Source organism: Mesorhizobium sp. B2-1-8 (assembly GCF_006442545.2).
Classification (GTDB): Bacteria; Pseudomonadota; Alphaproteobacteria; order Rhizobiales; family Rhizobiaceae; genus Mesorhizobium.
Map to the genome: position 1 here is coordinate 2,086,573 of NZ_CP083952.1, position 22,831 is coordinate 2,109,403.

Below are 22,831 nucleotides of genomic sequence, written 5' to 3' on the forward strand. Positions count from 1 at the left end.
CCCATCCCAAGGCCTTGCAGGTGCGGCATTGCGGGTGGAGGATTGCATGGACGATCTCGAATACGGCGTGCGCGACAAGCGCGGCGACTGGAAGCCGAACGGACGCATCGAGGGAGCGCCGTTGTGGAACTGGCCGCCCGGGCTGCCGAAGATCCTGGCGTGGCTGCCCGGCTATATCTGGCCGTGGAATGCTTTCCACATGGCCACGGCGCTGCTCTACTGGTTCTATATCGTCCCGAGCGTCGAGACGATGAAGACGATCAGCTGGGGCTGGGCGCTGTGGCTCTACGCCGTCAACGCGGCAGCGATCCTCGTCTTCTACGGCATCTTCGAGCTGCGCTACTACATCAAGCGAACCCAGGCGACGCGGTTCAAGTACAACCACAAATTCCCTGCCGACGCGCCCTCCGACGTGTTCTGGTTCCAGAGCCAGAACCTCGACAACTTCCTGCGCTCGTTCTTCATCACCATTCCGCTATGGACGGTGGTCGAAGTCGTCTTCCTGTGGTGCTTTGCCAATGGCTACGTGCCGTGGGTTGGCTGGCAAGATCACCCGGTCTACCTCGCCGCACTTGTGCTGGTCGCACCGGCCATCCACGAGGTGCATTTCTTCTTCATCCACCGCCTGATCCACTGGGCCCCGCTCTATCGCTGGATCCATTCGGTCCACCACAACTCGATCAACCCGTCGCCGTGGTCATCGCTGTCGATGCATCCGGTGGAGGGGTTCCTCTATCACGCGGTCGCCTTCTGGCATCTGGTCATCCCGTCCAATCCCATTGTCGCGCTGTTCCAGCTGCATATCGCCGGCTTCGGTGCGGTCAACGGCCATCTCGGCTTCGATAAGCTGGAGGTAACCGAGGACACAGCGGTCGAGAGCCACGCTTACGCACACTACCTGCATCACAAATATTTCGAGGTGAACTACGGCGGTGACGGGCTGATCCCGCTCGATCGATGGTTCGGCACTTGGCACGACGGCACCAAGCAAGGCGACGCCATGATGGACGCCCGCTTCCAGAAAAAGAAGGAACGTATGAACGCCAAGGTCGCGGCGAACCATTGATCAAGCGACGCAACGCGCAACGGGAGAGGTGCGCGCCTGCGGATGAATTCGATTTTTTCTAAACCGTCTGACGACGGCAACCGGGAGGAAATGAAATGAAAACGATCACGAAACTGTTGACGGCGATCATGCTTGCGGGCGTGGCGGCGATATCGTCCACGGCTGCCATGGCCGATGGCGCGAAGATATTCGTCATCGGCGGTAAGGCGGACGACCCGTTCTGGTCGAAGGTCAAGAAAGGCGCCGACGACGCCGGCAAGGTCGCCGAACTGACCGGCGGCTCGGTGACCTGGCTCGGTCCGCAGAACTACGACAATCTCGGTCCGGACGCGGCCAAGCTGATCCGCACCGCGCTCAGCCAGAAGCCGAGCGCCATTGTCGGCCCTGACTGGGTGCCGGAGGCCATGGACGATGCTTTCAAGGAAGTCGTTGCGGCAGGCGTGCCGCTCATCATCTACAATTCCGGCGGCATGGACGCGGCCAAGCGGCTCGGTGCCATGAACTATGTCGGCAATGAAGAATACGCCGCTGGCCTGGGCGGCGGCACCTATTACGGCAGCCATGGTTCCAAGAACGTGCTGTGCGTAAACACTTTGCCGGGCGCCACCAACACCGAAGACCGCTGCAAGGGCATTGCCGACGCCATCGCCAAGAGCGGCGGCAAATCGAGCCAGTTGCCGCTGCCGTCGTCGAGCTTCGGCAACCCGACAGCAGTCGCAGAGGCGATCAAGGCCGCCGTGCTGAAGGACAACACCATCGACGGTGTCATCACCATCAGCGCCGGCGACGCCAACAGTGCCGCCAACGCCATCAGCCAGGCCAATGCCGGCGAAAAGGTCAAGCTGGCTTCGTTCGACATGGATGAGACCGGCCTGCAGCGCATCAAGGCTGGCACGCAGATGTTCGCTGTCGACCAGCAGCCTTATCTGCAGGGCTTTCTCGCGGTGTCGCTGCTGAACGGCTTCGTCAACTATGGGCTCGACCTGCCGACCAAGCCGGTGCTGACCGGGCCGGGGATCGTGGACGCCGCCAATGTCGATGCGACGATGGCTGGTGCCGCGGCCGGCGCTCGCTAGCGTCTGCAGACAGAATGTCCGGCCCATCCGCGGGCCGGACATCATCTGCCACGCGCCGCCGACTACTGGCAGCGCCAGGCTCCCATTGTTCAAGCCAGGGACATTTCGATGACATCCCAAGCCCATGACCAACTCGCCGTGGTAGCGACTGCGCCCCCGCAATCTTCGATGCCCTCGATCGGCAGTCTCATGCGCCGCCCCGAGGTCGGTTCGCTGATCGGCATGGTCGCCGTTCTGGTCTTCTTCTCGATCTTCGGCGGCGCCAATTTCATGTCGGCCGGAGGCGCCGCGAGCTGGCTCAACGTCGCCTCGGAACTCGGCATCATCGCGCTTCCCATCGGGTTGCTGATGATCGCCGGGCACCTCGATCTCTCCGTCGGCTCGATGGTCCCCGCCAGTTCGATGACCATTGCCATCCTGTCGGGCCACTACGACCTGCCGATCATCGTCGGCATCCTCGCCGCGCTTGGCCTTGGGCTCGCCGTCGGCTTCATCAACGGCGTGCTGGTGATCCGCACCAAAGTGCCGTCCTTCGTCGTTACGCTCGCCACGCTGTTCGCATTGGCTGGCCTGACGCTCGGCCTCTCGGTCATCCTGTCCGGCAGCACCAGCGTCGCGCTTAAGAGTGGCACCACCGCCAAGCTGCTGTTCGGCGACTATCTCGGCGGCAAGTTCGAGGTGACGCTGTTCTGGTGGATCGCCGCCGTTTTGATCGTCGGCTTCATCCTGAACTTCTCGCGCTTCGGCAACTGGATCCTGGCCATGGGCGGCGACGCCGTCAGCGCCCGCAATGCCGGCATCCCGACCGACCGGGTGACCATCGCGCTGTTCATGAGCAGCGGCCTGTGCGCCTCCTTTGTCGGCATGTCACAGGCGATCCTCTACAACAGTGCCCAGGTGGCCGCCGGCCAGTCCTTCATCTTCAACTCGATCATCGCGGTGGTCATCGGCGGCGTGCTGCTGACAGGCGGCTACGGATCGGTGGTCGGCATCGTTTTGGGCACACTGACCTTCGCCATCGTTAATCAGGGCATCTTCTACACCGGCTTCGACGCCAACTGGGCAAGCCTGATCATCGGCGTCCTGCTGCTGGCGGCCGTGCTGATGAACAACACTTTCCGTACCATGGCGTTGACCTACGCGCCGCGCACCAAACCGAGGGCACGCTGATGACCACGCCCCTGCTCAGGCTGACTGGGATCAACAAGTCGTTCGGCCCGATCGACGTGCTCCATGACATTTCGCTCGAGGTCAACAGAGGCGAGGTGCTGTGCCTGCTTGGCGACAATGGCGCCGGCAAGTCGACGCTGATCAAGATCCTCTCCGGTGTGCACAAGCCCACGTCGGGCACGATGGAGATGGACGGCAAATCCGTGGCCTTCGACAGCCCCCGCGACGCCAGTGACCATGGTATCGCCACCGTTCACCAGTTCGGCGGGACATTCCCGCTGATGAGCATCGGCCGCTCCTTCTTCGTCGGCGCCGAGCCGACGCGGCGCTGGGGGCCGCTGACCATCTACGACCGCAAACGGGCCAACGAGATCGCCGTCACCGAGATGCGCCAGCTCGGCATCACCCGCATCGACGACGGCGACCGCCTCGTCGGCGGACTGTCCGGTGGCGAACGCCAGGCGCTGGCGATCGCGCGCGCCGTCCATTTCGGCGCCAGCGTGCTGATCCTCGACGAACCGACCGCCGCGCTTGGCGTGAAGGAGGCGGCGCACGTGCTGCGCATTGTGCTCCAGGCGCGCCGCAAGGGCATCGCGGTGATCTTCATCACCCACAATGTCGTCCATGCCCTGACCGTCGGCGACCACTTCGCCGTCCTCATCAGAGGCGCCAAGGCCGCCGACTTCCGCAAGGGCGAGAAAAGCCGCGAGGCGATCACCGACCTGATGGCGGGCGGCGAGCAGATGGCCGAGCTCGAAGCCGAGATCGAGAGTTTCTCGGCGGCTGACAACGGGCATGCGCCGCAGGGCGCGAGCCATGCGTGAGCAGTGAAGACGCCCATCTCCTCCTCCCGGGCATCTCCCTGTACGGCCGGCGGAATGCGTGGTCCGCCGGCCGCCTTTTTCAACCGACCAAAGAACAGACGGCAGAGTGACAATGGCAAAATGGATTGATGCATGCGCGACCGATGACATCGATGAAGAGGACGTCATCCGCTTCGATCACGAGGCCCGGACATTCGCCATCTACCGCAGCCCCGACGATGCATTCTTCTGCACCGACGGGCTGTGCACGCATGAGAAGGTGCATCTCAGCGACGGGCTGGTTATGGAGCACAGGATCGAATGCCCGAAGCACAGCGGCGTGTTCGATTACCGGACCGGCGAAGCGCTACGCGCACCGGTCTGCGTGAACCTGAAAACCTACGCCACGAAGGTCGAGGACGGCCGCGTGTACATCGAGGTCTGACATGTCCGATACTTTTACACTGGCGGCTTGTGTCGAAATGCTGTGGCGCGACAAGCCGATGGAATGGCGCGTGCGGCGCCTCACCGAAATGGGTTTTCAGGTCGGCCTCTGGAACTGGCCCGAGCACGATCTCGCAATGCTGGAAAGATCCGGCGCGACTTTCTCGATCATGAACGGTTATTTGCGCGGCCGGCTGGCCGATGACGAAGGTGCTGCCGAACTGTTGAAGACGGCGAAGGAGACCGCGGCGGTCGGCAAACGCCTCGGCGTCGCGCGGCTCAATCTGCACGGCACCGGGCTGGGTGATGGCGGTCTGCCAGTCACGCCGTGCGAGATCGTCACCGGCGCCATGTGGCTCAAGGCGCGCGACACGCTGAACCGCATTGCCGACCTTGCCGAGACGGAAGGCGTGACCTTCACGCTGGAGAATCTGAACCTGCCGGTCGACCATCCCGGCGTGCCGTGCGGGCGCGCTGAGGACACACTGGCGCTGGTCTCGAGCGTCAACCGTTCGGGGCTCCGCCTCAATCTCGACCTCTATCACGCGCAGATCGGCGAAGGGAACCTGATCGAGCTGTGCCGCGCCTGCCTACCTTGGATCGGCGAGGTCCAGGTGGCCGATGTGCCCGGACGCATGGAGCCTGGCACCGGCGAGATCAATTACCGGGGTATCGCCCGTGCGCTGAAGGACATGGGCTATCGCGGACCGGTGGGCATGGAGGCATTCGCCTCCGGCAATCCCGAGGCGGCGCTGCAAGCCTTCCGCGAAGCTTTCACGATCTGAGGGAACAAAATGGTCACCAAGAGCACCCGGCCCACCGTCGCCGACATCCGCGCCATGAAGGGCCGCGGACAAAAGATTTCCATGCTGTATGTCACCTCGCTCGACGAGGCGGCAGCGGCGGATGCGGCCGGCGTCGACATGCTTTCGATCGAGGGCCGATTCTTCTCGCCCGAGATGCGCGAGGCGGCGGGCCGCTGCTTCGTACAGGTCGGGCTGCCTTACGGGCCATCCGGCAATCTGGTCACGGCGGAGGACTATCTGAAAACCGCCTACCACTTCATGCGCATCGGCGGCGACTGCTTCTACTGTGCCGCCTCGCTCGATATCCAGAAGACGCTCTGCGACAACGCCGTGCCTGTCGTTGCCCATGTTGGCCTGATCCCCTCGCAATGCACTTGGACCGGCGGTTTCAAGGCTGTCGGCAGGACGGCCGACAGCGCGCGTGCGGTGTGGGACCACGTCAAGCGGCTGGAAGCCATCGGCTGCTTCGGCGCCGAACTGGAAGTGGTGCCAGACCGCGTTGCCGAACTGATTACCAGGAGCACACCGATGATCATGCTGGGCATGGGCGCCGGGCCGCATGCCGACGCGCAGTATCTGTTCAGCGAGGACGTACTCGGCCACACATCAGGCCACAAGCCGCGCCATGCAAAGACCTACCGCAACTTCGCCGCCGAGTATGAGCGGCTGCAGCACGAGCGCATCGCCGCCTATCGCGAATTCATCGCCGACGTCCAGACCGGCGCCTATCCCGAGCCACAGCACGTGGTTCAGATCACTGATGACGAGTTCTCCACCTTCAGGACCGCTCTCAGGCTTTAGGAAGCCAAGATACTCAACAGGCCGCGAGATACTCTTGAAGGTCAGCTATCTCCGCTACGGACACAAAGGCGGACAATCTGGTGTACGGATCAAAGCTCGTTTCAAACGGTCTGTCGTATATCGAAGTTCTAGCATGCCGTCCTTCAGGCTCTGCGTCCTCGTTCAAAATTGTAGGACTGCCCTAAAAGCAAGGGCAAGCCCGACTTGGATGGCTGGGCTCTCCAAATCGGTCTGAACAGCGAGTCCGCAATGCTCGGTTTGCACTCGATCCCTTCCGTTCCCGGCGATGGTGGTCGTCCGATAGGATTAATTGCGCTCTCGCTAACATAAGATATACCAATCCTTGCGGGAGGCCCCCCGACCGCGATGGCCGGTGCGGTCCACGTCCCCAAAACCCCAAAACCGCCCCGGCCATTCCAGCGTTGTGTCCCATCCGGGGGTTAAGCGTTTCGCCCCAGCCGTGCACTGGGACGGCAATGCCCTCCTCGCTCAGGACCGCATTTCGATGCCAAGTCGCTCCTACACCCAGATGTCAACTGTCGATATAGCTGCATTCGAAACCCGCATATTCCGTCATGCCTCGTAGGTCGAGCACGCGAACACGGCCTTGCCGGAATTCGAGAAATTTACGCTCACGCAGTTCGCGCAGCATCCTGTTGACATGAATCGGAGTGAGGCCAAGGGCGTCCGCGAGATCGTACTGGGTCAACGGGCATTCATAGCTATCGCGGGTAACGGAGCCTATGAGTTCCAGGCGCGTTCTCAATTCGAGGAACAGATGTGCGGTCCGCGCCAAGGCACTGCGTCGACCAACATTGGTGAGATGTTCAGCGATGACGGCACCGTTGTGCCCAAGAGCCTCGACGATCAGGGAGAAAAGATGGGGGGATTTCATGGCTGTGAGCGTAAATGTCTTGGTTGAGGCTACCAAGACGTTCAGGTCGGTTTGAGCAACAAACGTTTCAAGCGCGCCACCCCCGTTCGACCGGGACATGACGAGATCGCCTCTCAGGGCAAAATCCAGGATCTGTCGCTGCCCCCCTGCAAGTTCGTGCGACAGGCAACCCCACCCCGACTCGACGATGAATACGCGGTCATTGTCCTCACCCTGGCTGAAAATGACCGTCCCAGGTGGATAACGCTTCGGTGTGAACCCCAGCGTCTTCATGAGCGCCGAATCTTCGTCGGCAAGCCTGATATACGATGACCGCTTTTCGTTCCCGCCCAAAGACTGTGAAGCGTACAACATTTATAACCCCGCCCGATGTCTTCACTTTCTATCCCCTCGGATCGAATGTACATCAAAATTTGGCGTGATGGGTACTTGTGCGACGTCGCCACAGCTACGCAGCATGGGAAAGCAAAGAGTCGTACGGTCGCAACCGCAGCAGCTAGCTTTTATTTCTTGTGAAATTTTCTTGCATGGACTCGACTATTTCCGCGGCGATGAAGCTGCTGCGATTGTCCACTTGGCCGGCGGCATTTCGCAAGGTCCTTGATGCGTCCTTGAGCAACCCTCTTATCTGTCTTGCCGACAACAATTCCGATGCCTCAAGTTCAAGCAGCACCGATTCACTCACGTGCAACGCGGCAAGGGCAACAGCTCGAGGCCTGGTGGCAAGCAGTTTCAAGAGATCACTGGTGGGCCTAGTACGCGATTTCTTTTTTGCCATAATATGCTTCTCAACTGTCCGGACAAGACGGGTGTTTAGACGCACAATCACCTTGCTTTCAGCGATTTAGTCGCTATCCGCAGCGGCAACTAAATTGGAAAAGCTCAATCTCGGCGTCCCTTTAGACCTATTTTTAAGCATGCTATCCCGGTTCCGAGCGACGACACAGAGGCAAGCATACCGAATTAGCCGTAGCTTGCCCTTCCACCTTGGGACACCACGATGCCGCCATCACCGCAGACGTCGCATTGGAGAACGGTCGACAAGTCTTCTCTCGTAGAAACCCATGGTCACTTACCCAGCTGACGGGTCGCCGCTTGCCGACCGCGACGGATCTCGTCACCTTTGATCGGGCGGGCACGTCCATCGCTCGCCTGCCACGGTGTCGAATGCTTCCGGACCCCAGCCGGATGAATAGTGTGGTGAAGTTTAGCCTAAAGCCCGCGCGGGGACAGTCTTGCCCAGGTCCAAAGCTGGTATCGGGAAAGGTTCGACCTGACCTTCGGTCTTGTCCAAATACTGCATCAACGCGGTCACCAAGTGGTAGAAGATACTGGCGGGAACCTCCGTGGCCTGTGACCTTCCGCGCTCGTCAATCCTGTCGATCCACAAGCCAAGGGGAGCGGGATCGATATGCCATCGAAAGAGACGGGCGACACGGGCTTCTATCTCTGGTTTCAAATCAGGCCCGCCTATGCCGTCCAGGGCGATGGCTGCCTTGATGGCCTCGCATTGCGGCCAGCTGCGGGAGAGCCGGTCGATGGGCATTCCCTGCCGCGACACAGCCGCGTAAGCCAGACCCGTCGCCCGATTCAATCCGCTGGCGATCGCCGACGAATAGAGCTTCCGTGCATAACTGGCCAAGTCCTTTTGTCCGCTTTTTTTAGCGAAATCGATGAGGAGCGAGGCCCATTCGAAATGGTGGCCGGGTTCGGTCGACAGGCCTTTTTCGCCAGGCAGAGGTAGCCAGTCGACGTCGAAATTTTCTCCTACCGTCCAGCTTTCCTGATCGAAGAAATGGCATCTGAAGAGATCAACCACGCGAGCCGCCCGGCGCAGATAGGTGCGGTCGCCAGTGACGGCATGCCATGCAAGGAAAGCCTCCAGCATGTGCATGTGCGGGTTCGAAAACCGCATCCCGTTGGAGCCGGAGGTTTCCAGAAAGCCGTTCAGACGGTCGTCTTCGAGATGGGCGTCGAGGAAATGAAATGTCTCTTGTGCCAGTCGCAAGGCGTCCCGATGGCCGCATCGATGAGCATGGCAAAGTGCCAGGAGTACGCAGGAATGATCGTACGCGTCCTCCGCAGGGTCAGCCACGCTGCCATTGACATTAAGGGTCCGCACCCAGCCGCCACGGGTTGTGCGGCCATGTTTGGCAATGAAGTCTATGCCATGGGCGATCAGCTTGTCGGCCGGTCCGGCCCAGCCGCGTTCCTTGGCTACGGCGAAGGCGTAGATCTGGCGAGCCATGGTGCGCATGCGCTTGGACTTGCCCAGCGGCCTTGTGTCGAAACCGAGAGCCTCGTGAAAGCCGCCGTATACATCATCGACCCCTGCGGTGGACCAAAGCGGCAGGGTTTCATTGAAGAGCCAATGTTCGACGCGCTTGCGCCACGAACCGCTGATGATGACTCGGTCTTCCGATGGCGTGTACTTCGTCTCAAGCCGCCCACTTTTTTCCAACTGCTCGACGACCTTCTTCACGTTCTGGCTGTGGCTGACAGGGGCGACGAACACCGCGTCCGGTGTCGCCACTACCGCCACCCCCTTCATTCCGATGACGGTCAGCAGCCTGCCTTGGCTTCTAAGGTAGGAGCTGTCGCAGTCCATGGCGACGATGTCGCCCATGACGACATTGCCGTTGCCGTCCGTCGGGCTGGCTTCGAGCAGCGATTGCCACGATCCAAGGTCGTCCCAGCGGAAGGAAGCCGTAACCATGGCAATATCGCGTGCATGCTCCATGACGGCATAGTCGATCGAGGTGGAGGGGACGGCCGAGTACAAGCCCTGGGGGAGACAGATACCTGAGAGGTCCGTGCGTGCAGTCTTGTGGGCCCGGTCTGCAGTTTCCCAGATGTCCGGTTGGAAATCGAGAAATGCCCGCCGCATGGTGTCGGCACGAAACAGGAAAATGCCGGCGTTCCAGTAGAATCGTCCTGACGCCAGGTATTCGAGCGCTGTCTCGGCATTCGGCTTTTCGACGAAGCACGAAACCGCAGCCACGCGATCGTCATTTGCGGCAACCTCGATGTAGCCGTATCCAGTTTCCGGATGCGTCGGCTTGATGCCGAAGACGACGATGCTCCCTGCAACGGCGGCAGGAACGCCCGACTCGACGGTCTCCCAGAATTGCGCGTCAGTCGAGATCTGATGGTCGGAGGGAACCACGAGCACAAGCGCATCGCTGCCATGTTCCGAGATCGTCTGCAGGGTGGCTATGGCGACGGCCGCAGCGGTATTGCGACCGACAGGCTCGAAGATCGGTTTACCGCCGTTCAGGCCGAGCGAAGCAATGTCTGAGATAACGCGATCGGCATGTCGTTCGGAAGCGATCAGGTAGATCGGTGTCTGACTGTCGGGCCGCGCCTTGAGCCGTCGGACGGTCTTTGCGAGCATTGAGCCGTCGCCCGAAAGGTCGTGGAATTGCTTGGGATTGTCTTCGCGCGAAAGCGGCCACAGGCGCGAGCCCACGCCCCCGCTCATGACAAAACAAACCAGCTGGGATGCCATACTCGAGCCCCTTCTCAAGAAATCTCTGGCTGCAGGCTCCGACCTACGGATCTTGGCGCAGCGGCAGGTCGAGAGCACTGAACATCCGCCGGCGCCTTTTGGACGGAGCAGCGCACCAGAGCCGGACGTTCGGCTTGTCCGATGACGCCGTCACCGTGGCCACCGGCAAGGAGATGGCAGCGGCGGCGGGAAGCAGGCAGACAGCGAAGATGCCTTGCCGACGTCCTGGACGCAAGCCGCCCAGGATCAGCCCGGCGATTGGGCGCCATCTTGGCGGCGATGAGATGGTTGCCGAAGTCGCGTCTACTGCCGTCCATCGCGGCGGCCAGCCCGACACCGCCGCGTGACGCAATTGACTTTGTTAAGGACACGTTCCGCTCCGAAATCGCACTCCGACATGAAGGAGGGTCTTAGCATGCCGTAGGGCGCCGGCCTCGTCAGGAATTCGGGCAGCCCTGACGCCCAGACACGCACCCCTCATCCAATAGGAGATGCCAGTCGACCGCCGAAAGGATGCCTCGTCCAGGCGAGAGTGTTTTGTATTCTGGAACATGCGTTCCATTCGGGCGCTCACGTCAAGGATTGAGCCGCATAATGCCGTTTCCCGCATTGAGGTCCCCACCGCGCGAAGATGTCGATGAAAGGCGCCTTGGCCGGCTGGTCCGCCTTCTTCAGGCCATGCAAGTCGAAATCGAGAGGGAAACGCAACTCCATCTATCAGAAGCGGACTGCGCCGCGTTTTCGGTGCAGGCGCTCGACAACGGCGAAGACCTCGAAATCATTTCCGCGAGGATCGACACGCTCACAAATAAGGTGATGTTGAATCACACACGGCAGGCCTCGCTGCAGCGGCAGCTGTCATTTTTGCGCAGGACTCAAGCGGAATTGCAGCGCCTTCTTCCCTCCCATAGGACGTAGTCGCATACGCCAATTGGCGGCGTTTACCTTCCGCACCGCCGGGTTAGTCTTTCGCGGCAACCTGGGATCGCGGGGCCGCAGCTTTCCATGCAGACATCGGCCGGACACCATGCTTCGCCTGCGTCAGGATGGCGCGTGTGCCGGAGTTTCCCGCACGCCTGCAGGAGAAGTTGAATGGACCGCATGTTGCCTCATCAATGGCCTGCGACAACGAACAAGCAGGGTGGCATCAGCCAGGAGTTTATTGGCTTCGCTGATATAACCGGATTTTCTCGGCGTTACCTCGGAACGATCATTGCCTGCCTTGGAGCTGCGCTCTTGGTAGCGTGGTTCTACAACTCGACCACCGACCCGGTCTTTACCGCCAGTGCGCAGATCCTGATCGAGCCGAAAGTGCCCCAACATCTACAGGAGGGCGGAGAAGTAAACCTGTCATTGGACACTGCGCAGGTGGAGAGCCAGATCGCGGTGATGCAGTCGGAAAAGATCGCTGCGATGGTCATCGAGCAGCTGAAACTCGTCGAAGATCCTAAGTTCAATCGTCCACACGCGCCGATTTTGCCGGAGGCATTCAGAAAGATAAAAATGGTCCTGGCTGATGCTTTGGGCGCCCAGAAAAGCGCCAGGCTGACGTCGCTGTGGGAGTATTTCGGCTTGGGCATGCCAGAACCCCCCACATCACTGACCGACTATCAAAAATTCCGGCACACAATGTCGAGTTTCCGCGACGGCCTCGATATACGCAGGGTCGGTGTTTCCTACGCGATTGACATTTCCTTCACGTCCGTCGATCCCGAGGGCGCATCCAATATTGCCAACGCCACGGCCGACGCCTTCGTGCATGAACAGATCGAAACCAAAGCCGACGCGGCAAGGGAAGGCGGCGCGTGGCTCGAGAAGCGTCTTCAGCAGCTTCGCGCGCAAATGAACGCGGCCATGGCGAAGGCTCAGGAATTCCGTTCTCGGCACGACTACAGCGTCGGCAACGAGTCGCAAAATGAAGACGCCAATACCGCGGATGGCGTCAACGCCGTGCCGACGCTCGAAGAGCTCGAGGTGACTGCCGAAACCTATCAGAAGATGTACGAAAGCTTCCTCCAGGCCTACACCAACTCGGTGAGCCAGCAATCGTATCCGGTGGCCGACGCGAGAGTGATCACGGCCGCGACAGCGCCGCTTTATCCTAGCGCTCCAAGGCCGAAACTGATCCTTGCCTTCGCCGCGATTGCGGGGCTCATTGTCGGCATCGGGATTTCGTTTGTGAGGCACACGCTCGACTGGACTGTCAGGTCGCCGCGGCACATCAGGGAGAACCTGGGTATCGAGTGCGTCGGAGAGTTGCCTTTGACGAGCAAGCGAATGGAATCCGGCCACGTTGACGAGGTCAAGAGACATCCTTACTCGCGATACAGCCAGTGCCTCAGGAAGGCACGGGCCGAGATCAGCCTTGCGGAAACCAACCATCAGGTCAAATTCCTCGGGTTGACCGCCGTGTCCAACGGCAGTCCCAAGAGTTCCGTGGCCAGCAATCTCGCCACGCTGTACTCGATGTCCGGTCTGAAGACGCTGGTGATCGACGCCGATGTCCGGCGATCGGTGACCACCATCCGGCTGCTCGGCCGTTCGGTTGCCTACGACAGACTGTGCCAGGACCCGATCCGGCTCAGCATCGTGCGCGCACCAGGCCGGTCGTTCGACCTGCTTCGCAGTTCCGTGGTGGAGGGCACCGACCTGTTGATGCCCCGCAATATGGAGGCGTTCCTCTCGGAGGTTACCGCTTTTGCTCTCGCCGATCACGAACTTGGCGCCTACGACGTTGTCATCGTAGACCTGCCCACACTGGCCTCGGGAGCCGACGAACTGATTGTCGGGTCCGTTCTGGACGGTGTCGTCATCGTTGCAGAATGGGGCAAGACGCATTCCGAAACGCTGCGGGACCTTGTCCGAGCGTTGCAGGCCAGCAGGGCGCATGTGCTTGGAGTCCTTCTGGCGAACGCTCGGGCGATGACATCCAAACATCGCACGACATGAAAAGGGTAGATGCGAAGTCGTCGAAAGCCTGGAAGACGTTCAGGATCATCCCTTGGCATTAGGGGTTGGTGTGGGGCGTGTACCGCTACCTCCTTTGCCTTTCTTGCCGACCCTCCCCGAGATTGGGAAAGTGTCAAAGTCAAACAACTCGAAACAATGATCGTCATGACAAACGCCTTCGAGAAGCAGTCACATCTCGCACCCCCGATTTGGGACCAGCCATCCGTTCCGGTGGCAGTCGACAACCGACCGGTCCTGCATGTTGTTTCCGCTCCCGACCACGACAGTGGCGGGGTGTTGTTGATCGACTCGTCGCCCACCATCAGGGCAGGTTCGATGAATCCTCCCGTGGGAGGTCTTCTGAAACGAATTCTGGATTTGATCATAGCAGTCACGGCGCTTGTCATGGCAGCGCCGGTAATGATTGCTGTTGCCCTGCTCATCAGGACCACGACAGGGGGCTCGGCGGTGTTCCCGCACAGCCGGATCGGCTTCGGCGGAAGACCGTTCAACTGCTATAAGTTCCGTTCGATGGTCGGCAATTCGGAAGCCGTTTTGAAAGCCTGCCTCGAATCCAATCCCGACATCAAAATGGAGTGGGAAAAGACCCACAAGATCAGGAACGACCCGCGCGTGACGTTCCTCGGGCGAATGCTCCGAAGGTCAAGCCTCGATGAACTCCCCCAACTCTACAACATTATCCGCGGCGACATGAGTTGCGTGGGGCCGAGGCCCGTCGTGAAGGAAGAACTCGAGCTTTACGGCGACCACGTGGCGGACTATCTCCGCGCCAGGCCGGGACTGACCGGTCTTTGGCAGGTGAGCGGAAGAAGCAGCGTGGACTATGCCACGCGCGTGGCGCTGGACAGCCAGTATGTTCGGAACTGGTCTGTCTGGTCCGACATCGTGATCCTGTTCAGGACCGTCTTCGCGGTGATGCGCTTCGACAGGACCTCCTAACGTCCTCACGCGTCACTCTGTGGTTCGCCTCCAGCGGACGGACAGAAACACGCCGATGATGTACGCGCCTGCCAACACGAATGCCAGGATAAGGAATTTGAGGACGCTCACATGGCCGGGAAATCCAAAGCCGTTCCAGGCCAAGCTTCCAATGGCAAGCAGGGCGGTCGCCGCGAGCAGGGCGGGAACCTTGAACCGCAGGCCTATCAGAGCGCCCGCAGCCGCCAGGGCGATTAGTGTCATGAGCACCGACATCTCCAGTGGCAGGACGGATCAACTCACTGCGGCACAAGGTTCCGTCCGGGGCCTGAGGGCCCATGTTGCTCACTGATATGCGGCCTCAAAGAGCAAGGCAAGTGCTCCGAGCATTGCGTAGACGGTCGGGTTGAGCGTCGAACCCTGCTTCATCTTCCTGATCTTTCCTGAATGGTTCGGCTAGCCGCGGTTTTCCGCGCCCGAGCCAAGTCGATCATGCGTAGGCGATCGAGAGCGTCACAGGATCTGACGCGGTGGGGATCGATCAGCCAACTACCTCAGTTGCCCTGGCGGATCGCGGGCTTGTTCAATTGATGCCCTGAACCGGGACCGTCTCGGCCTGAAGGCTCCCGCCTGCAGGTATGCTAGCCAAACCTGAGTCCGGCGCCGGGATCTCGACCTTCACTGTGTCGCCGGGGTTGACTGCTGTGGTTTCCTCGGCGGGAAGTTCGGCTGTGCTGCTATCCGTCGTCCTGACGATCTTGAAGATTGGCTTGGCACTTTCGGCGCGTTGCCTCAGAGCGAGCAGGGCAGGGACTGCAATCTCGGTTTCGTGCAGCAACTGCACCGCGGTATCGGCCTTGCTGGTGACTTCGTTAAGCTGCAGCTGGGTTTCGCGCAAGCTTTCAGCGACTTCGCTGGCGTGCCGGTTGCTGATGTCGAGAATCTCGATGTCCGTCTTGCTGATCTCCTGCCTCACGCGCAAGAGTGAGGTCTCGGCCGCGAGCCTGTCCCCTTGCATCTGCGCGACCGTCCCCTCAAGCGATAGCTCGCGTGGTGCAACGGCCAGTCCCTTCTCGACAAGCGTCGAAACACTCGCGAGTTCCTTCTGGACAAGCTCAATCTGTTTGTCGTGGAACGTCAGTTGCTGTCCCAGCGAGTCCAGTTCCTTTTCCAGGAATTCCCTGAGTTCATGGAGCGAACGCAGTTGTGTCGTCAGCGCGTCCTTGCGGATCGCAAAGATCTTGCGCTCCTGGTCCATTGTCGATGCAACGGTTTGGTTGGAGACCCTGTCGTTCAATTCGGCAGGAAAAGAGATCTCCTCGCTGCCGGCCAGTTCGGCTTCAAGGCGCGCCTTGCGGGCAAGAAGGCTGACATTGTTCAGCGCTAGTAATCCCACGTCGCCCTGGCCTGAGATGACTTCCCGCCCGAGCCGCGATATGTCGTCCTGGCGTATCGGCAAGCCGCCCGCGATCCCCACCGCCTGCAGCACGGTCAGTCCGGGCCGATAAGGAAACTCACCGGGCTGCTTGACGTTGCCGACGATGTAGAAAGGTCTGTACTGCACGATTTCTACAGCGACATCGGGCTGGCGGCCGAGCCCCATGTTCCGCATCAAACGATCGCCGATGGCCCTGGCGAGGTCGCCGGGAGCGGTGCCCTGCGCGCGTATCTGGCCGACAAACGGAAGGAAGAGCGTGCCGTCGGCACCGACGACGAAAGCGTCGTTGAGAGCCGTCCATTCAAAAATCACATCACGTGACGCGCGCCATTCATAAACCTTGAGCCTGACCTTATCTTGGGGCCCGAGGAGATACTCGGCAGCCACCGAGGGCAAGGCGCCGGCGACCACCGCGGCGAGTGAGGCAGACGCGATCGTCAAGACCCATTTGCGCATTGTCTTCCCCTTCGTCAGATTTTCAAGATGTACTCGGGTTCGATTCGTCCAATCGCGACGTGCAGGATGGCGAGCAGGTTGCCCCTGAGCCTGCCCCTACGGTCGACATAGGGCTCGGGCCAAAGGCTCTTTGCCAGATTGGCCGCAATATTCCTGAGCATCAGGGGAAGCGCGAAAGAAGCCGGCACGGACCCCTTCCTGATCAGATAGATCGCATTCGCAACCTGGGAGTAGCCGAATCGCTCTCCGCTGACGCGACCTGTCTTGATGCCCAGATGGACCCCCCTGATCGAGGTTACGCAGACCACGCGACCTTTCGATCTCAGTTGGCTGGTGAAGTCGATGTCCTCCTGCCAGCCATAGAGGACGAGGCGCTCGTCGAAACGCAAATCGCCTACAAGCGAGGAACGGACGGACATGTTACATCCGTATGCGCCCACATGGTCGATTGCCGAAGGTCCGGCACTGCTGGTGCCCTCTGCTGCCTGCAGCGCGGCTTCGGCATCTTCCCAGGTCAGGCCAGCATTGGCAGCCCCGTCCTTGATGACTCTGCCCATCACCACCGCCCATTCGTGATTGGTGATGAAGGCTTCTTCGATCTGTTTCAGGTATTCGGCCGATGGGACGAAATCGTCGTCGAAGAACGTGATGATGTCGAAACGCGCGAGCGACGGCGCAAGAGCCGTGTTCCGCTGCGCGGTCAGCCCCCTCGGTCCGAAAACACACGATACAGGAAAGGGGCAGCTGGCTGGTAATTCAATATGCGTGGCGTCGGGCGCGGACAATATGACTTCGTCGGGAAGTCTGTTCTGGCTGCCCAAATAGCCGAGCAGGCGCGCGACCTGTGCGCTGCGGCCTAGGGTTGGGATAATCACTGCCAGTCTCATGCCAGGTCCATGTTTCGGTGCCCGTCGACCCTAGAACGGCGAACACACCTGGACAGCCTGCATAAAAGGTTAGGGACGAGTCCGGGTTACCTCGCAGCACAGGCTTTTGGCGTATTCCGGGCGGACGCGCCCCAACCAAAAGTACTAGGCCGGCCAGCGCCCGCAGCGTCCTGTAACCGATCGGACGACTTGCAGGAGCCATGGCATGGAAGGGAGACTGCCGGGATTGCGATTGCTGGCTGCGGCAAGGGGGAACCATGCTCCACGAACGTTCTTCCGACCTGGCAATCGCCGCCAAGCTCACGGTGCCAATCGAGAAACTGCCGGCCGCGCCGGGGATTGTCGACAGATATGCAAGAATAGCGGTCGTTCACGACTGGTGCCCGAACTTCCGGGGAGGGGAGCGGGTTCTTGCGCAAATCTGCAAGCAGTTTCCGAATGCCGAAGTCTTCACGCTTTTCGATTTTCTGCCAGCCGACGTCAAAGAGCAATATTTCCGGGATGTGGAATTCCATACGTCGGCAGCCAACCGGATTCCCATGGTGCGGAAATTCTACCGGTCTCTTTTCTTCTTTTGCCCTTTCCTGATCGAGCAGTTCGACGTGACAGGTTACGACGCGGTGATCTCCTCTTCGGCCGCGTTTTCGCGTGGCGTGATCACCAGGCCGGATCAACCGCATTTATGTTATGTGCACAGCCCCGTCCGCTATGCATGGGATGAGCAGTTCTCCTATCTTCAGCAGGGAAGGCTGGGCTTTGGTCCCAAGGGAATGCTCTATCGGTACATGCTGCACCGGCTGAGGACGTGGGATACCAGGACCGCGCATGGTCCGGACCTGATGTTGGCGAACTCGAACTATGTCCGTTCCCGCATCCAGCACATTTACGGGCGCGACGCGCGCGTCGTTTTCCCACCGGTTTGCGTAGGAGAACTGCCGTGTGTGGAAGACAAGGATGACTACTACGTCTCGGCATCCTTCCTAGCCCCATACAAGCGAACCGACCTGGTGATCAGGGCCTTCAACGATATGCCATCGCGGCGGCTGGTCATCGTTGGCGAAGGACAGCAATCCGCCAGCTTGCGATCGCTGGCTGGGCCTAACATCACGTTTTCGGGTTTTCTACCCCGCAAGGAGTATATCGAGACGCTGGCGCGGGCAAAGGCCATGGTCTTTGCGGGCTGCGAGGACTTCGGCATCGCGTTGGCCGAGGCGCAAGCCTGTGGGACCCCGCTGATCGCGTTCGGCCGAGGCGGCGCGGTTGACATCGTGCGGCGCCTGGGGTCATCCGCCGAGCCGACGGGGGTGCTGTTCAAGGCGCAGACTATCGAGTCTCTCAAGGGGGCCGTCGTACGGTTCGAAGAAAACAGCCACGCTATCACCCCCCGTGCCTGCACCGCCAATGCAGCACGCTTTTCCGAAGAGAACTTCGATCGCGCGATTCTGGAATCGATCGGGGCCGTCCAGTCACTTCACGACGTCATATGAGTTCGCGCATCCTGACGCGATTGGTTTGCGCGTCGCGGCCATCGGCGGCCGCCATGGCCTTGAGATAAAGCAACGCCGTCGCCCTCCAGCTGTATGCTGAGGCTCTTGCTTTTCCCTTTGCCACCATCTCCGTTCGCAACGCCTGAGAACGATGAAGTCGCATGAAGCTGTCGAACCATGCCTCCGGATTGTCGGGAGAGGCGTATAGTGCCGCGCTCGCGCAGACCTCAGGCAGGCTTGCGCGGTCTGAAACCACCACGGGGCAGCCGACAGCCATCGCCTCGAGGGCCGGCAGGCCGAAGCCTTCGGTAAGCGAGGGGAAAGCCAGGCACAGCGAGTCCGCAAGCAGAGCGGCCAACTCGCCATCGGAAACGCGGCCGAGCCAGTGGATGTTTCGCGCTTGCGTGCGCGCGGATCCTGACTTGTAGACGCGCGATTCCGACATGCCGACGATCGCTAGCCTGAGCCCGACTGCTGCGAGGCGGTCAGCCATGTTCAAGATGAGGTCTACGTTCTTGTGGGGTGCGGCACTTCCGATCATGACTATGGTGTCCCGCGAGGCCGCCAATTGGATTGGCGCCGAGTGTTCAGGCTTCCAACGCAAGACATGCTCATGGCCGTTAGAGGCCACGAAGGCCCTGTGCGCCGGGATCACGCCTTGGCGGACGAGTTCACCGAGCGAGAAAGCGGAGACAGTCGAAATACCCCATGCCGTCTTGCCGAGGCAAGGCAACAGCGTTCTGTAAAGGCATCTGAAGGCGAGGGAATAGCTCTGCGGCGCGTTCCAGACATTTGCGTCATGAATACAAACGATATGTTTGTGGGAAAGCAGAGGCCCCGTGTTGCAGAGGCTGAGCAGACCGCCGCCGTCGAGAGCGACGGGAAGTCGCGCTTGCTCCCAAACATGCCCGCGCGCGCCGCCGATCTCGCGGCGTTCGATGGACATGAGGGGGATGTCCCCAGATCCGGGCGGACAGAGCAGGCGGACCTGGAGATCGCTAGCAAGTGGCACCCGCTCCTCAATCAACGCGTCCAGCGAACGGACGATTTCATAGGCATAGCGTTGCACGCCGGTTGTCGGCTGGGAAAGAAAACGCCCATTGATTGTCCAACGTCGTGGCATGCCCTTACCCCCGAGACCCTCACTGTGGAGCGGCCATAGGGGCGCGGTCACTACGGCCATTCGGTCACCTGTTTGCGCGGGGGGCTCATCCGGCCGGGCGAGGGCGGCGTTGTACCTACCTCGAACGTTGGAGGGCCGTGCGCCACCGAGAATGCTAATCTGACCACAGGTGCAGCCGGACCGGAGAGGGTTATGGGTAATTCCGAATTCGAAGCGACGCAGTCGCCGTCATCAAGGCGGTTGAATGGCCGCGACAGCGGCACACAGCTGGCGGGATCCCTTGTCGAAGACGCCAACTACCTGATGGGTATACCCGAGCTCAGGTCAGCGGATCAAGGGGCGGCGAGGCGGCGCTGGACGATAAACGGAGACTTCACGACGCTTCGCCGTAATGGAGTAGCCCGTTATGCTCGCGAAGTGACCATGGCACTCGACGCCCTCATTTCGGAAGGGCATCCGCTTGGTCGCGATCTGGAAATGGATCTCGTGATCCCGCGCCCGCTAACCGAACCCTTGCCCCTCAAGGCCATCACCGCACGGATCATTCCGGAATTCAACAGACCACGACTTCCTCAACTTTGGGTTCAGGCGCAGTTGCCCTGGCATGTGCCCGGGGGATTGCTGAGTTTCTGCAACCTCGCTCCCGTCATGCTGAGCCGTCAAATCGCTTGCATTCACGACATGCACACCAGGCTGATGCCGTTGAGCTATCCGAGGGGCTTCCGGTGGGCGCACCGCCTCATCCTGCCAGCGCTCGGCAGGCGGGCTGCTCGTATCACGACGGTCTCGCAGTTGGCGCGGAGTCACCTGATCAAGTTCGGAATAGCGCCGGAGGAAAATATTGTCGTCACCTACAACGGCAGCGACCATGCCAAGAGATGGGATGCCCGGAAATCGTCCCTGGCCGTGGATCGGCGTAGGCCATATGTCCTCTGCCTTGGCCGGGGGGACCAAGAATACAAGAACCTTGAGCTTCTCGCCCGGCTGGCCCCGCTCCTCGATGAGATGGGTCTGGATTTGTGGATGCCTGGTGACGTCGACGAAGCCACGGTCCTGCGATACGTTGCGAAACTGCCCGACAACATCGTCTTCCTTGGCCGCATCGACGACGACGACTTCAAGAAGGCGCTCGAGGGCGCTTTGTGCTTCCTGTTCCCCTCACGCATCGAGGGTTTCGGGCTTCCGGCGGTCGAAGCGATGGCGTCTGGCTGTCCCGTCATTGCATCGAGCTCGCCGTGCCTCCCGGAAATCTGTGGGGACTCTGCTCTTTACGTCGATCCTGAGGACGTCCATGCGTGGGCCGAAAAGGTCCGCCACCTTTTGGTCACCCCGGCCTTGCGCGAGTGGCTGGTGACCAAGGGCAACGCCAGGGCAAGCAGTTATTCCTGGCGGTGGATCGCGTGGAAATACCTGGAACTGATGGTCCAGGTCGACGCCGATTTCGGGGAGCGGTCCCGTGGCAGGAGACCCTCCGAGGGGAACGACCTTGCCGAGTTTTCGAAGCCGGCGCAGGGCCGCGGTGATCGGAGGCATCGTGTCGCTCCGGGTGCCAACCCGCGCTCCATGGCCTAACGGAAACGATTGACCCCATATTCCTCAAATTGCTTAGAAATGCGCCATTTGGGTCAATTCTCAGGTCCACTCGCCTCCGATAAATTGAGGTCGAAGCCGATCGAGGGCAAACAGGGCACCGTAGCGGCTTCATTGGATAGGGCGATGGTCTTCTTAACGCTCGGCACGGTTGGCCTGGCATCGATAACGTCCAGGGTCAACGCGGAATACTCTCCGGCCGCGACCCGGACTGCTCAGGCAAGGAAGTTCTGGCACAATCCTCAGCTTTTGAGGCTGGTATCCGCCTATGCCATCGCCTACATCCACATGGCCGGGGTGGTGGGCGCCGCCCACATCGGTCCGGCTGTCTTGGAGATTTTCCGTTTCGGAACGGACCTGTTCGTGGTCCTGGCTGGTTTTCTTACCGCGCACGTGCTCGGGAACAATGGCACGTCCGCAGGCGCTTATTTGCGCACGAGGCTCATTCGCATCGTGCCTTTATACTGGGGCTTCACGGTTCTCGCATTTCTTGTCGAAAATTACGCGATGAATAACCATTCGACGCCGTTGTCTGCACTCTTCATGTCGCTTGCCTTCGTCCCCCACGGTTCCTACCCGATCCTGTATCCGACCTGGACATTGCTGGTTATCGTCGAGTTCAGCTTGATTATAGCGGCTTTTCAAATTGTGAGCGTGAAAAACGGTGTCTTCTATTCTGCCGCCTTCGTCGTATTTCTTGCAGCCGCAGGCAAGATATCGAGAATTGATAACCAAATTGTCGTATTTTACACCAATCCCATACTGATTGATTTTGCCCTCGGCATTCTCATCTTCAAGTTTGTCAGCTCTGGGCCGTTCCTTTTCAAAATGCCGCAGCGTCGCATCGTTGCTCTCGCAGCGGCGGCCGTCACCTTCGGCGCCATGGCTGCGGTCTTGCGTCCGTTCTTCTGGCCGGCGCTGCCTCGCGTCCTCGCCCTCGGCGTGCCGATGTCGCTTCTGTTGCTGGGGGTTGTTACTCTGGAGCAGCTTGGCATCTACAATGATTCGAAGCTTTTGAACTTTCTCGCCAAATGCACCTACTCGATCTACCTGACACACTGGTTCGTGGATCTCATATCCGAGAAGCTCGTTGTCGAAAGCGGAAATTCGGCATGGTTGGCCACGGTGCTGTTGTTCGTGACCCCCATGGCCGTAACCTGCGTTTCGGTGTTCGTTTATCTTTATGCCGAATTGCCTATGACCCGATATCTGTCCGATTGGTTCGCCGCACCGGGAACATCACCTTCAGCGGCAACGCCTAGATCGACGACAGGGCATCAAGGCAGCGCGCAGCCCCGATCTGAGCATCGGAGTCGTTTGCCATGAGAAAAATCCTGGGCCGAACGCCTCCTCTTAACCGAAGCCATCGACAGAAGCTGGGGTCGACTTCATG

21 protein-coding genes are annotated in these 22,831 nt (G+C 60.3%); 14 read left to right on the forward strand and 7 right to left on the reverse strand.

The window, feature by feature from the left end:
* Positions 1-46 precede the first annotated feature (46 nt).
* From FJ970_RS10205 to FJ970_RS10235, 7 genes are all read left to right on the forward strand, one after another.
* A complete protein-coding gene (locus FJ970_RS10205) occupies positions 47-1,066 on the forward strand; it encodes a sterol desaturase family protein (protein WP_140764652.1) in 1,020 nt (339 codons plus the stop codon).
* 95 nt (positions 1,067-1,161) lie between these two features.
* Positions 1,162-2,142, forward strand: coding sequence for a sugar ABC transporter substrate-binding protein (locus FJ970_RS10210; protein ID WP_140764649.1), 981 nt, complete (start codon positions 1,162-1,164; stop codon positions 2,140-2,142).
* 168 nt (positions 2,143-2,310) lie between these two features.
* Complete coding sequence (locus FJ970_RS10215) at positions 2,311-3,312, forward strand: ABC transporter permease (RefSeq protein ID WP_140764664.1); 1,002 nt, start codon at positions 2,311-2,313, stop codon at positions 3,310-3,312.
* A complete protein-coding gene (locus tag FJ970_RS10220) occupies positions 3,312-4,136 on the forward strand; it encodes an ATP-binding cassette domain-containing protein (RefSeq protein ID WP_140764646.1) in 825 nt (274 codons plus the stop codon). Before FJ970_RS10215 ends, FJ970_RS10220 begins: the two co-directional genes overlap by 1 nt.
* 112 nt (positions 4,137-4,248) lie before the next feature.
* Entirely contained in the window at positions 4,249-4,560 is a 312-nt protein-coding gene (locus tag FJ970_RS10225) for a MocE family 2Fe-2S type ferredoxin (RefSeq protein ID WP_140764643.1), read from the forward strand.
* 1 nt (position 4,561) lies between these two features.
* Positions 4,562-5,344 (forward strand): hydroxypyruvate isomerase family protein, encoded by a 783-nt coding sequence (locus FJ970_RS10230; RefSeq protein ID WP_140764640.1) that lies wholly within the window; start codon positions 4,562-4,564, stop codon positions 5,342-5,344.
* Between the two features lie 9 nt (positions 5,345-5,353).
* Positions 5,354-6,166: a 3-methyl-2-oxobutanoate hydroxymethyltransferase gene (locus tag FJ970_RS10235; RefSeq protein ID WP_140764637.1), complete on the forward strand. Its 813-nt coding sequence runs from the start codon at positions 5,354-5,356 to the stop codon at positions 6,164-6,166.
* A 532-nt stretch (positions 6,167-6,698) separates the two neighbouring features.
* Here the strand turns inward: FJ970_RS10235 and FJ970_RS10240 are convergent.
* The 3 genes from FJ970_RS10240 to FJ970_RS10250 form a co-directional block, all read right to left on the reverse strand.
* Positions 6,699-7,334 (reverse strand): Crp/Fnr family transcriptional regulator, encoded by a 636-nt coding sequence (locus FJ970_RS10240; RefSeq protein ID WP_224592856.1) that lies wholly within the window; start codon positions 7,332-7,334, stop codon positions 6,699-6,701.
* 223 nt (positions 7,335-7,557) lie between these two features.
* The gene (locus tag FJ970_RS10245) at positions 7,558-7,839 is read right to left on the reverse strand and encodes a hypothetical protein (protein WP_140764631.1); all 282 of its coding nucleotides are present in this window, start codon (positions 7,837-7,839) and stop codon (positions 7,558-7,560) included.
* Positions 7,840-8,268: 429 nt separating this feature from the next.
* Positions 8,269-10,569 (reverse strand): mannose-1-phosphate guanylyltransferase/mannose-6-phosphate isomerase, encoded by a 2,301-nt coding sequence (locus FJ970_RS10250; RefSeq protein ID WP_140764628.1) that lies wholly within the window; start codon positions 10,567-10,569, stop codon positions 8,269-8,271.
* Between the two features lie 134 nt (positions 10,570-10,703).
* Between FJ970_RS10250 and FJ970_RS10255 the strand changes: the two genes are divergently transcribed.
* From FJ970_RS10255 to FJ970_RS10270, 4 genes are all read left to right on the forward strand, one after another.
* Complete coding sequence (locus FJ970_RS10255; protein WP_140764625.1) at positions 10,704-10,916, forward strand: hypothetical protein; 213 nt, start codon at positions 10,704-10,706, stop codon at positions 10,914-10,916.
* A gap of 247 nt (positions 10,917-11,163) precedes the next feature.
* The gene (locus FJ970_RS10260; RefSeq protein WP_140764622.1) at positions 11,164-11,487 is read left to right on the forward strand and encodes a hypothetical protein; all 324 of its coding nucleotides are present in this window, start codon (positions 11,164-11,166) and stop codon (positions 11,485-11,487) included.
* Positions 11,488-11,661: 174 nt separating this feature from the next.
* Positions 11,662-13,518: a GumC family protein gene (locus tag FJ970_RS10265; RefSeq protein WP_140764619.1), complete on the forward strand. Its 1,857-nt coding sequence runs from the start codon at positions 11,662-11,664 to the stop codon at positions 13,516-13,518.
* A gap of 156 nt (positions 13,519-13,674) precedes the next feature.
* Positions 13,675-14,478, forward strand: coding sequence for a sugar transferase (locus FJ970_RS10270; protein WP_140764616.1), 804 nt, complete (start codon positions 13,675-13,677; stop codon positions 14,476-14,478).
* Between the two features lie 12 nt (positions 14,479-14,490).
* On the opposite strand, the gene FJ970_RS10275 is transcribed toward FJ970_RS10270, so the two are convergent.
* The 3 genes from FJ970_RS10275 to FJ970_RS10285 all read right to left on the reverse strand — a co-directional run bounded on the left by FJ970_RS10275 (position 14,491) and on the right by FJ970_RS10285 (position 17,238).
* Positions 14,491-14,733, reverse strand: a complete 243-nt coding sequence (locus FJ970_RS10275; protein ID WP_227792073.1) for a hypothetical protein — start codon at positions 14,731-14,733, stop codon at positions 14,491-14,493.
* A gap of 307 nt (positions 14,734-15,040) precedes the next feature.
* Complete coding sequence (locus FJ970_RS10280; protein WP_140764610.1) at positions 15,041-16,351, reverse strand: polysaccharide biosynthesis/export family protein; 1,311 nt, start codon at positions 16,349-16,351, stop codon at positions 15,041-15,043.
* A 14-nt stretch (positions 16,352-16,365) separates the two neighbouring features.
* Positions 16,366-17,238 (reverse strand): glycosyltransferase family 2 protein, encoded by an 873-nt coding sequence (locus FJ970_RS10285; RefSeq protein WP_140764607.1) that lies wholly within the window; start codon positions 17,236-17,238, stop codon positions 16,366-16,368.
* Positions 17,239-17,495: 257 nt separating this feature from the next.
* Between FJ970_RS10285 and FJ970_RS10290 the strand changes: the two genes are divergently transcribed.
* Entirely contained in the window at positions 17,496-18,725 is a 1,230-nt protein-coding gene (locus FJ970_RS10290; RefSeq protein WP_140764604.1) for a glycosyltransferase, read from the forward strand.
* Here the strand turns inward: FJ970_RS10290 and FJ970_RS10295 are convergent.
* Positions 18,718-19,848 (reverse strand): glycosyltransferase family 4 protein, encoded by a 1,131-nt coding sequence (locus FJ970_RS10295; RefSeq protein WP_140764600.1) that lies wholly within the window; start codon positions 19,846-19,848, stop codon positions 18,718-18,720. The two genes, FJ970_RS10290 and FJ970_RS10295, sit on opposite strands and share 8 nt — an antisense overlap.
* Positions 19,849-20,040: 192 nt before the next feature.
* Here FJ970_RS10295 and FJ970_RS10300 point away from each other — a divergent pair, with 192 nt between their 5' ends.
* Together FJ970_RS10300 and FJ970_RS10305 are read left to right on the forward strand one after the other, a co-directional pair.
* Positions 20,041-21,420 (forward strand): glycosyltransferase family 4 protein, encoded by a 1,380-nt coding sequence (locus FJ970_RS10300; RefSeq protein ID WP_227792074.1) that lies wholly within the window; start codon positions 20,041-20,043, stop codon positions 21,418-21,420.
* Positions 21,421-21,564: 144 nt separating this feature from the next.
* On the forward strand, positions 21,565-22,764 hold the full coding sequence (locus tag FJ970_RS10305) for an acyltransferase family protein (protein WP_181178805.1): 1,200 nt from the start codon (positions 21,565-21,567) through the stop codon (positions 22,762-22,764).
* Positions 22,765-22,831: the final 67 nt, after the last annotated feature.

Bases quoted from the DNA above. Each gene is read 5' to 3' on its own strand.
- FJ970_RS10205 (WP_140764652.1), top strand. From the start codon at position 47: ATGGACGATCTCGAATACGGCGTGCGCGACAAGCGCGGCGACTGGAAG.
- FJ970_RS10210 (WP_140764649.1), top strand. From the start codon at position 1,162: ATGAAAACGATCACGAAACTGTTGACGGCGATCATGCTTGCGGGCGTG.
- FJ970_RS10215 (WP_140764664.1), top strand. From the start codon at position 2,311: ATGCCCTCGATCGGCAGTCTCATGCGCCGCCCCGAGGTCGGTTCGCTG.
- FJ970_RS10220 (WP_140764646.1), top strand. From the start codon at position 3,312: ATGACCACGCCCCTGCTCAGGCTGACTGGGATCAACAAGTCGTTCGGC.
- FJ970_RS10225 (WP_140764643.1), top strand. From the start codon at position 4,249: ATGGCAAAATGGATTGATGCATGCGCGACCGATGACATCGATGAAGAG.
- FJ970_RS10230 (WP_140764640.1), top strand. From the start codon at position 4,562: ATGTCCGATACTTTTACACTGGCGGCTTGTGTCGAAATGCTGTGGCGC.
- FJ970_RS10235 (WP_140764637.1), top strand. From the start codon at position 5,354: ATGGTCACCAAGAGCACCCGGCCCACCGTCGCCGACATCCGCGCCATG.
- FJ970_RS10240 (WP_224592856.1), bottom strand. From the start codon at position 7,334: ATGAAGACGCTGGGGTTCACACCGAAGCGTTATCCACCTGGGACGGTC.
- FJ970_RS10245 (WP_140764631.1), bottom strand. From the start codon at position 7,839: ATGGCAAAAAAGAAATCGCGTACTAGGCCCACCAGTGATCTCTTGAAA.
- FJ970_RS10250 (WP_140764628.1), bottom strand. From the start codon at position 10,569: ATGGCATCCCAGCTGGTTTGTTTTGTCATGAGCGGGGGCGTGGGCTCG.
- FJ970_RS10260 (WP_140764622.1), top strand. From the start codon at position 11,164: ATGCCGTTTCCCGCATTGAGGTCCCCACCGCGCGAAGATGTCGATGAA.
- FJ970_RS10265 (WP_140764619.1), top strand. From the start codon at position 11,662: ATGGACCGCATGTTGCCTCATCAATGGCCTGCGACAACGAACAAGCAG.
- FJ970_RS10270 (WP_140764616.1), top strand. From the start codon at position 13,675: ATGATCGTCATGACAAACGCCTTCGAGAAGCAGTCACATCTCGCACCC.
- FJ970_RS10275 (WP_227792073.1), bottom strand. From the start codon at position 14,733: ATGTCGGTGCTCATGACACTAATCGCCCTGGCGGCTGCGGGCGCTCTG.
- FJ970_RS10280 (WP_140764610.1), bottom strand. From the start codon at position 16,351: ATGCGCAAATGGGTCTTGACGATCGCGTCTGCCTCACTCGCCGCGGTG.
- FJ970_RS10285 (WP_140764607.1), bottom strand. From the start codon at position 17,238: ATGAGACTGGCAGTGATTATCCCAACCCTAGGCCGCAGCGCACAGGTC.
- FJ970_RS10290 (WP_140764604.1), top strand. From the start codon at position 17,496: ATGCTCCACGAACGTTCTTCCGACCTGGCAATCGCCGCCAAGCTCACG.
- FJ970_RS10295 (WP_140764600.1), bottom strand. From the start codon at position 19,848: ATGCCACGACGTTGGACAATCAATGGGCGTTTTCTTTCCCAGCCGACA.
- FJ970_RS10300 (WP_227792074.1), top strand. From the start codon at position 20,041: ATGGGTAATTCCGAATTCGAAGCGACGCAGTCGCCGTCATCAAGGCGG.
- FJ970_RS10305 (WP_181178805.1), top strand. From the start codon at position 21,565: ATGGTCTTCTTAACGCTCGGCACGGTTGGCCTGGCATCGATAACGTCC.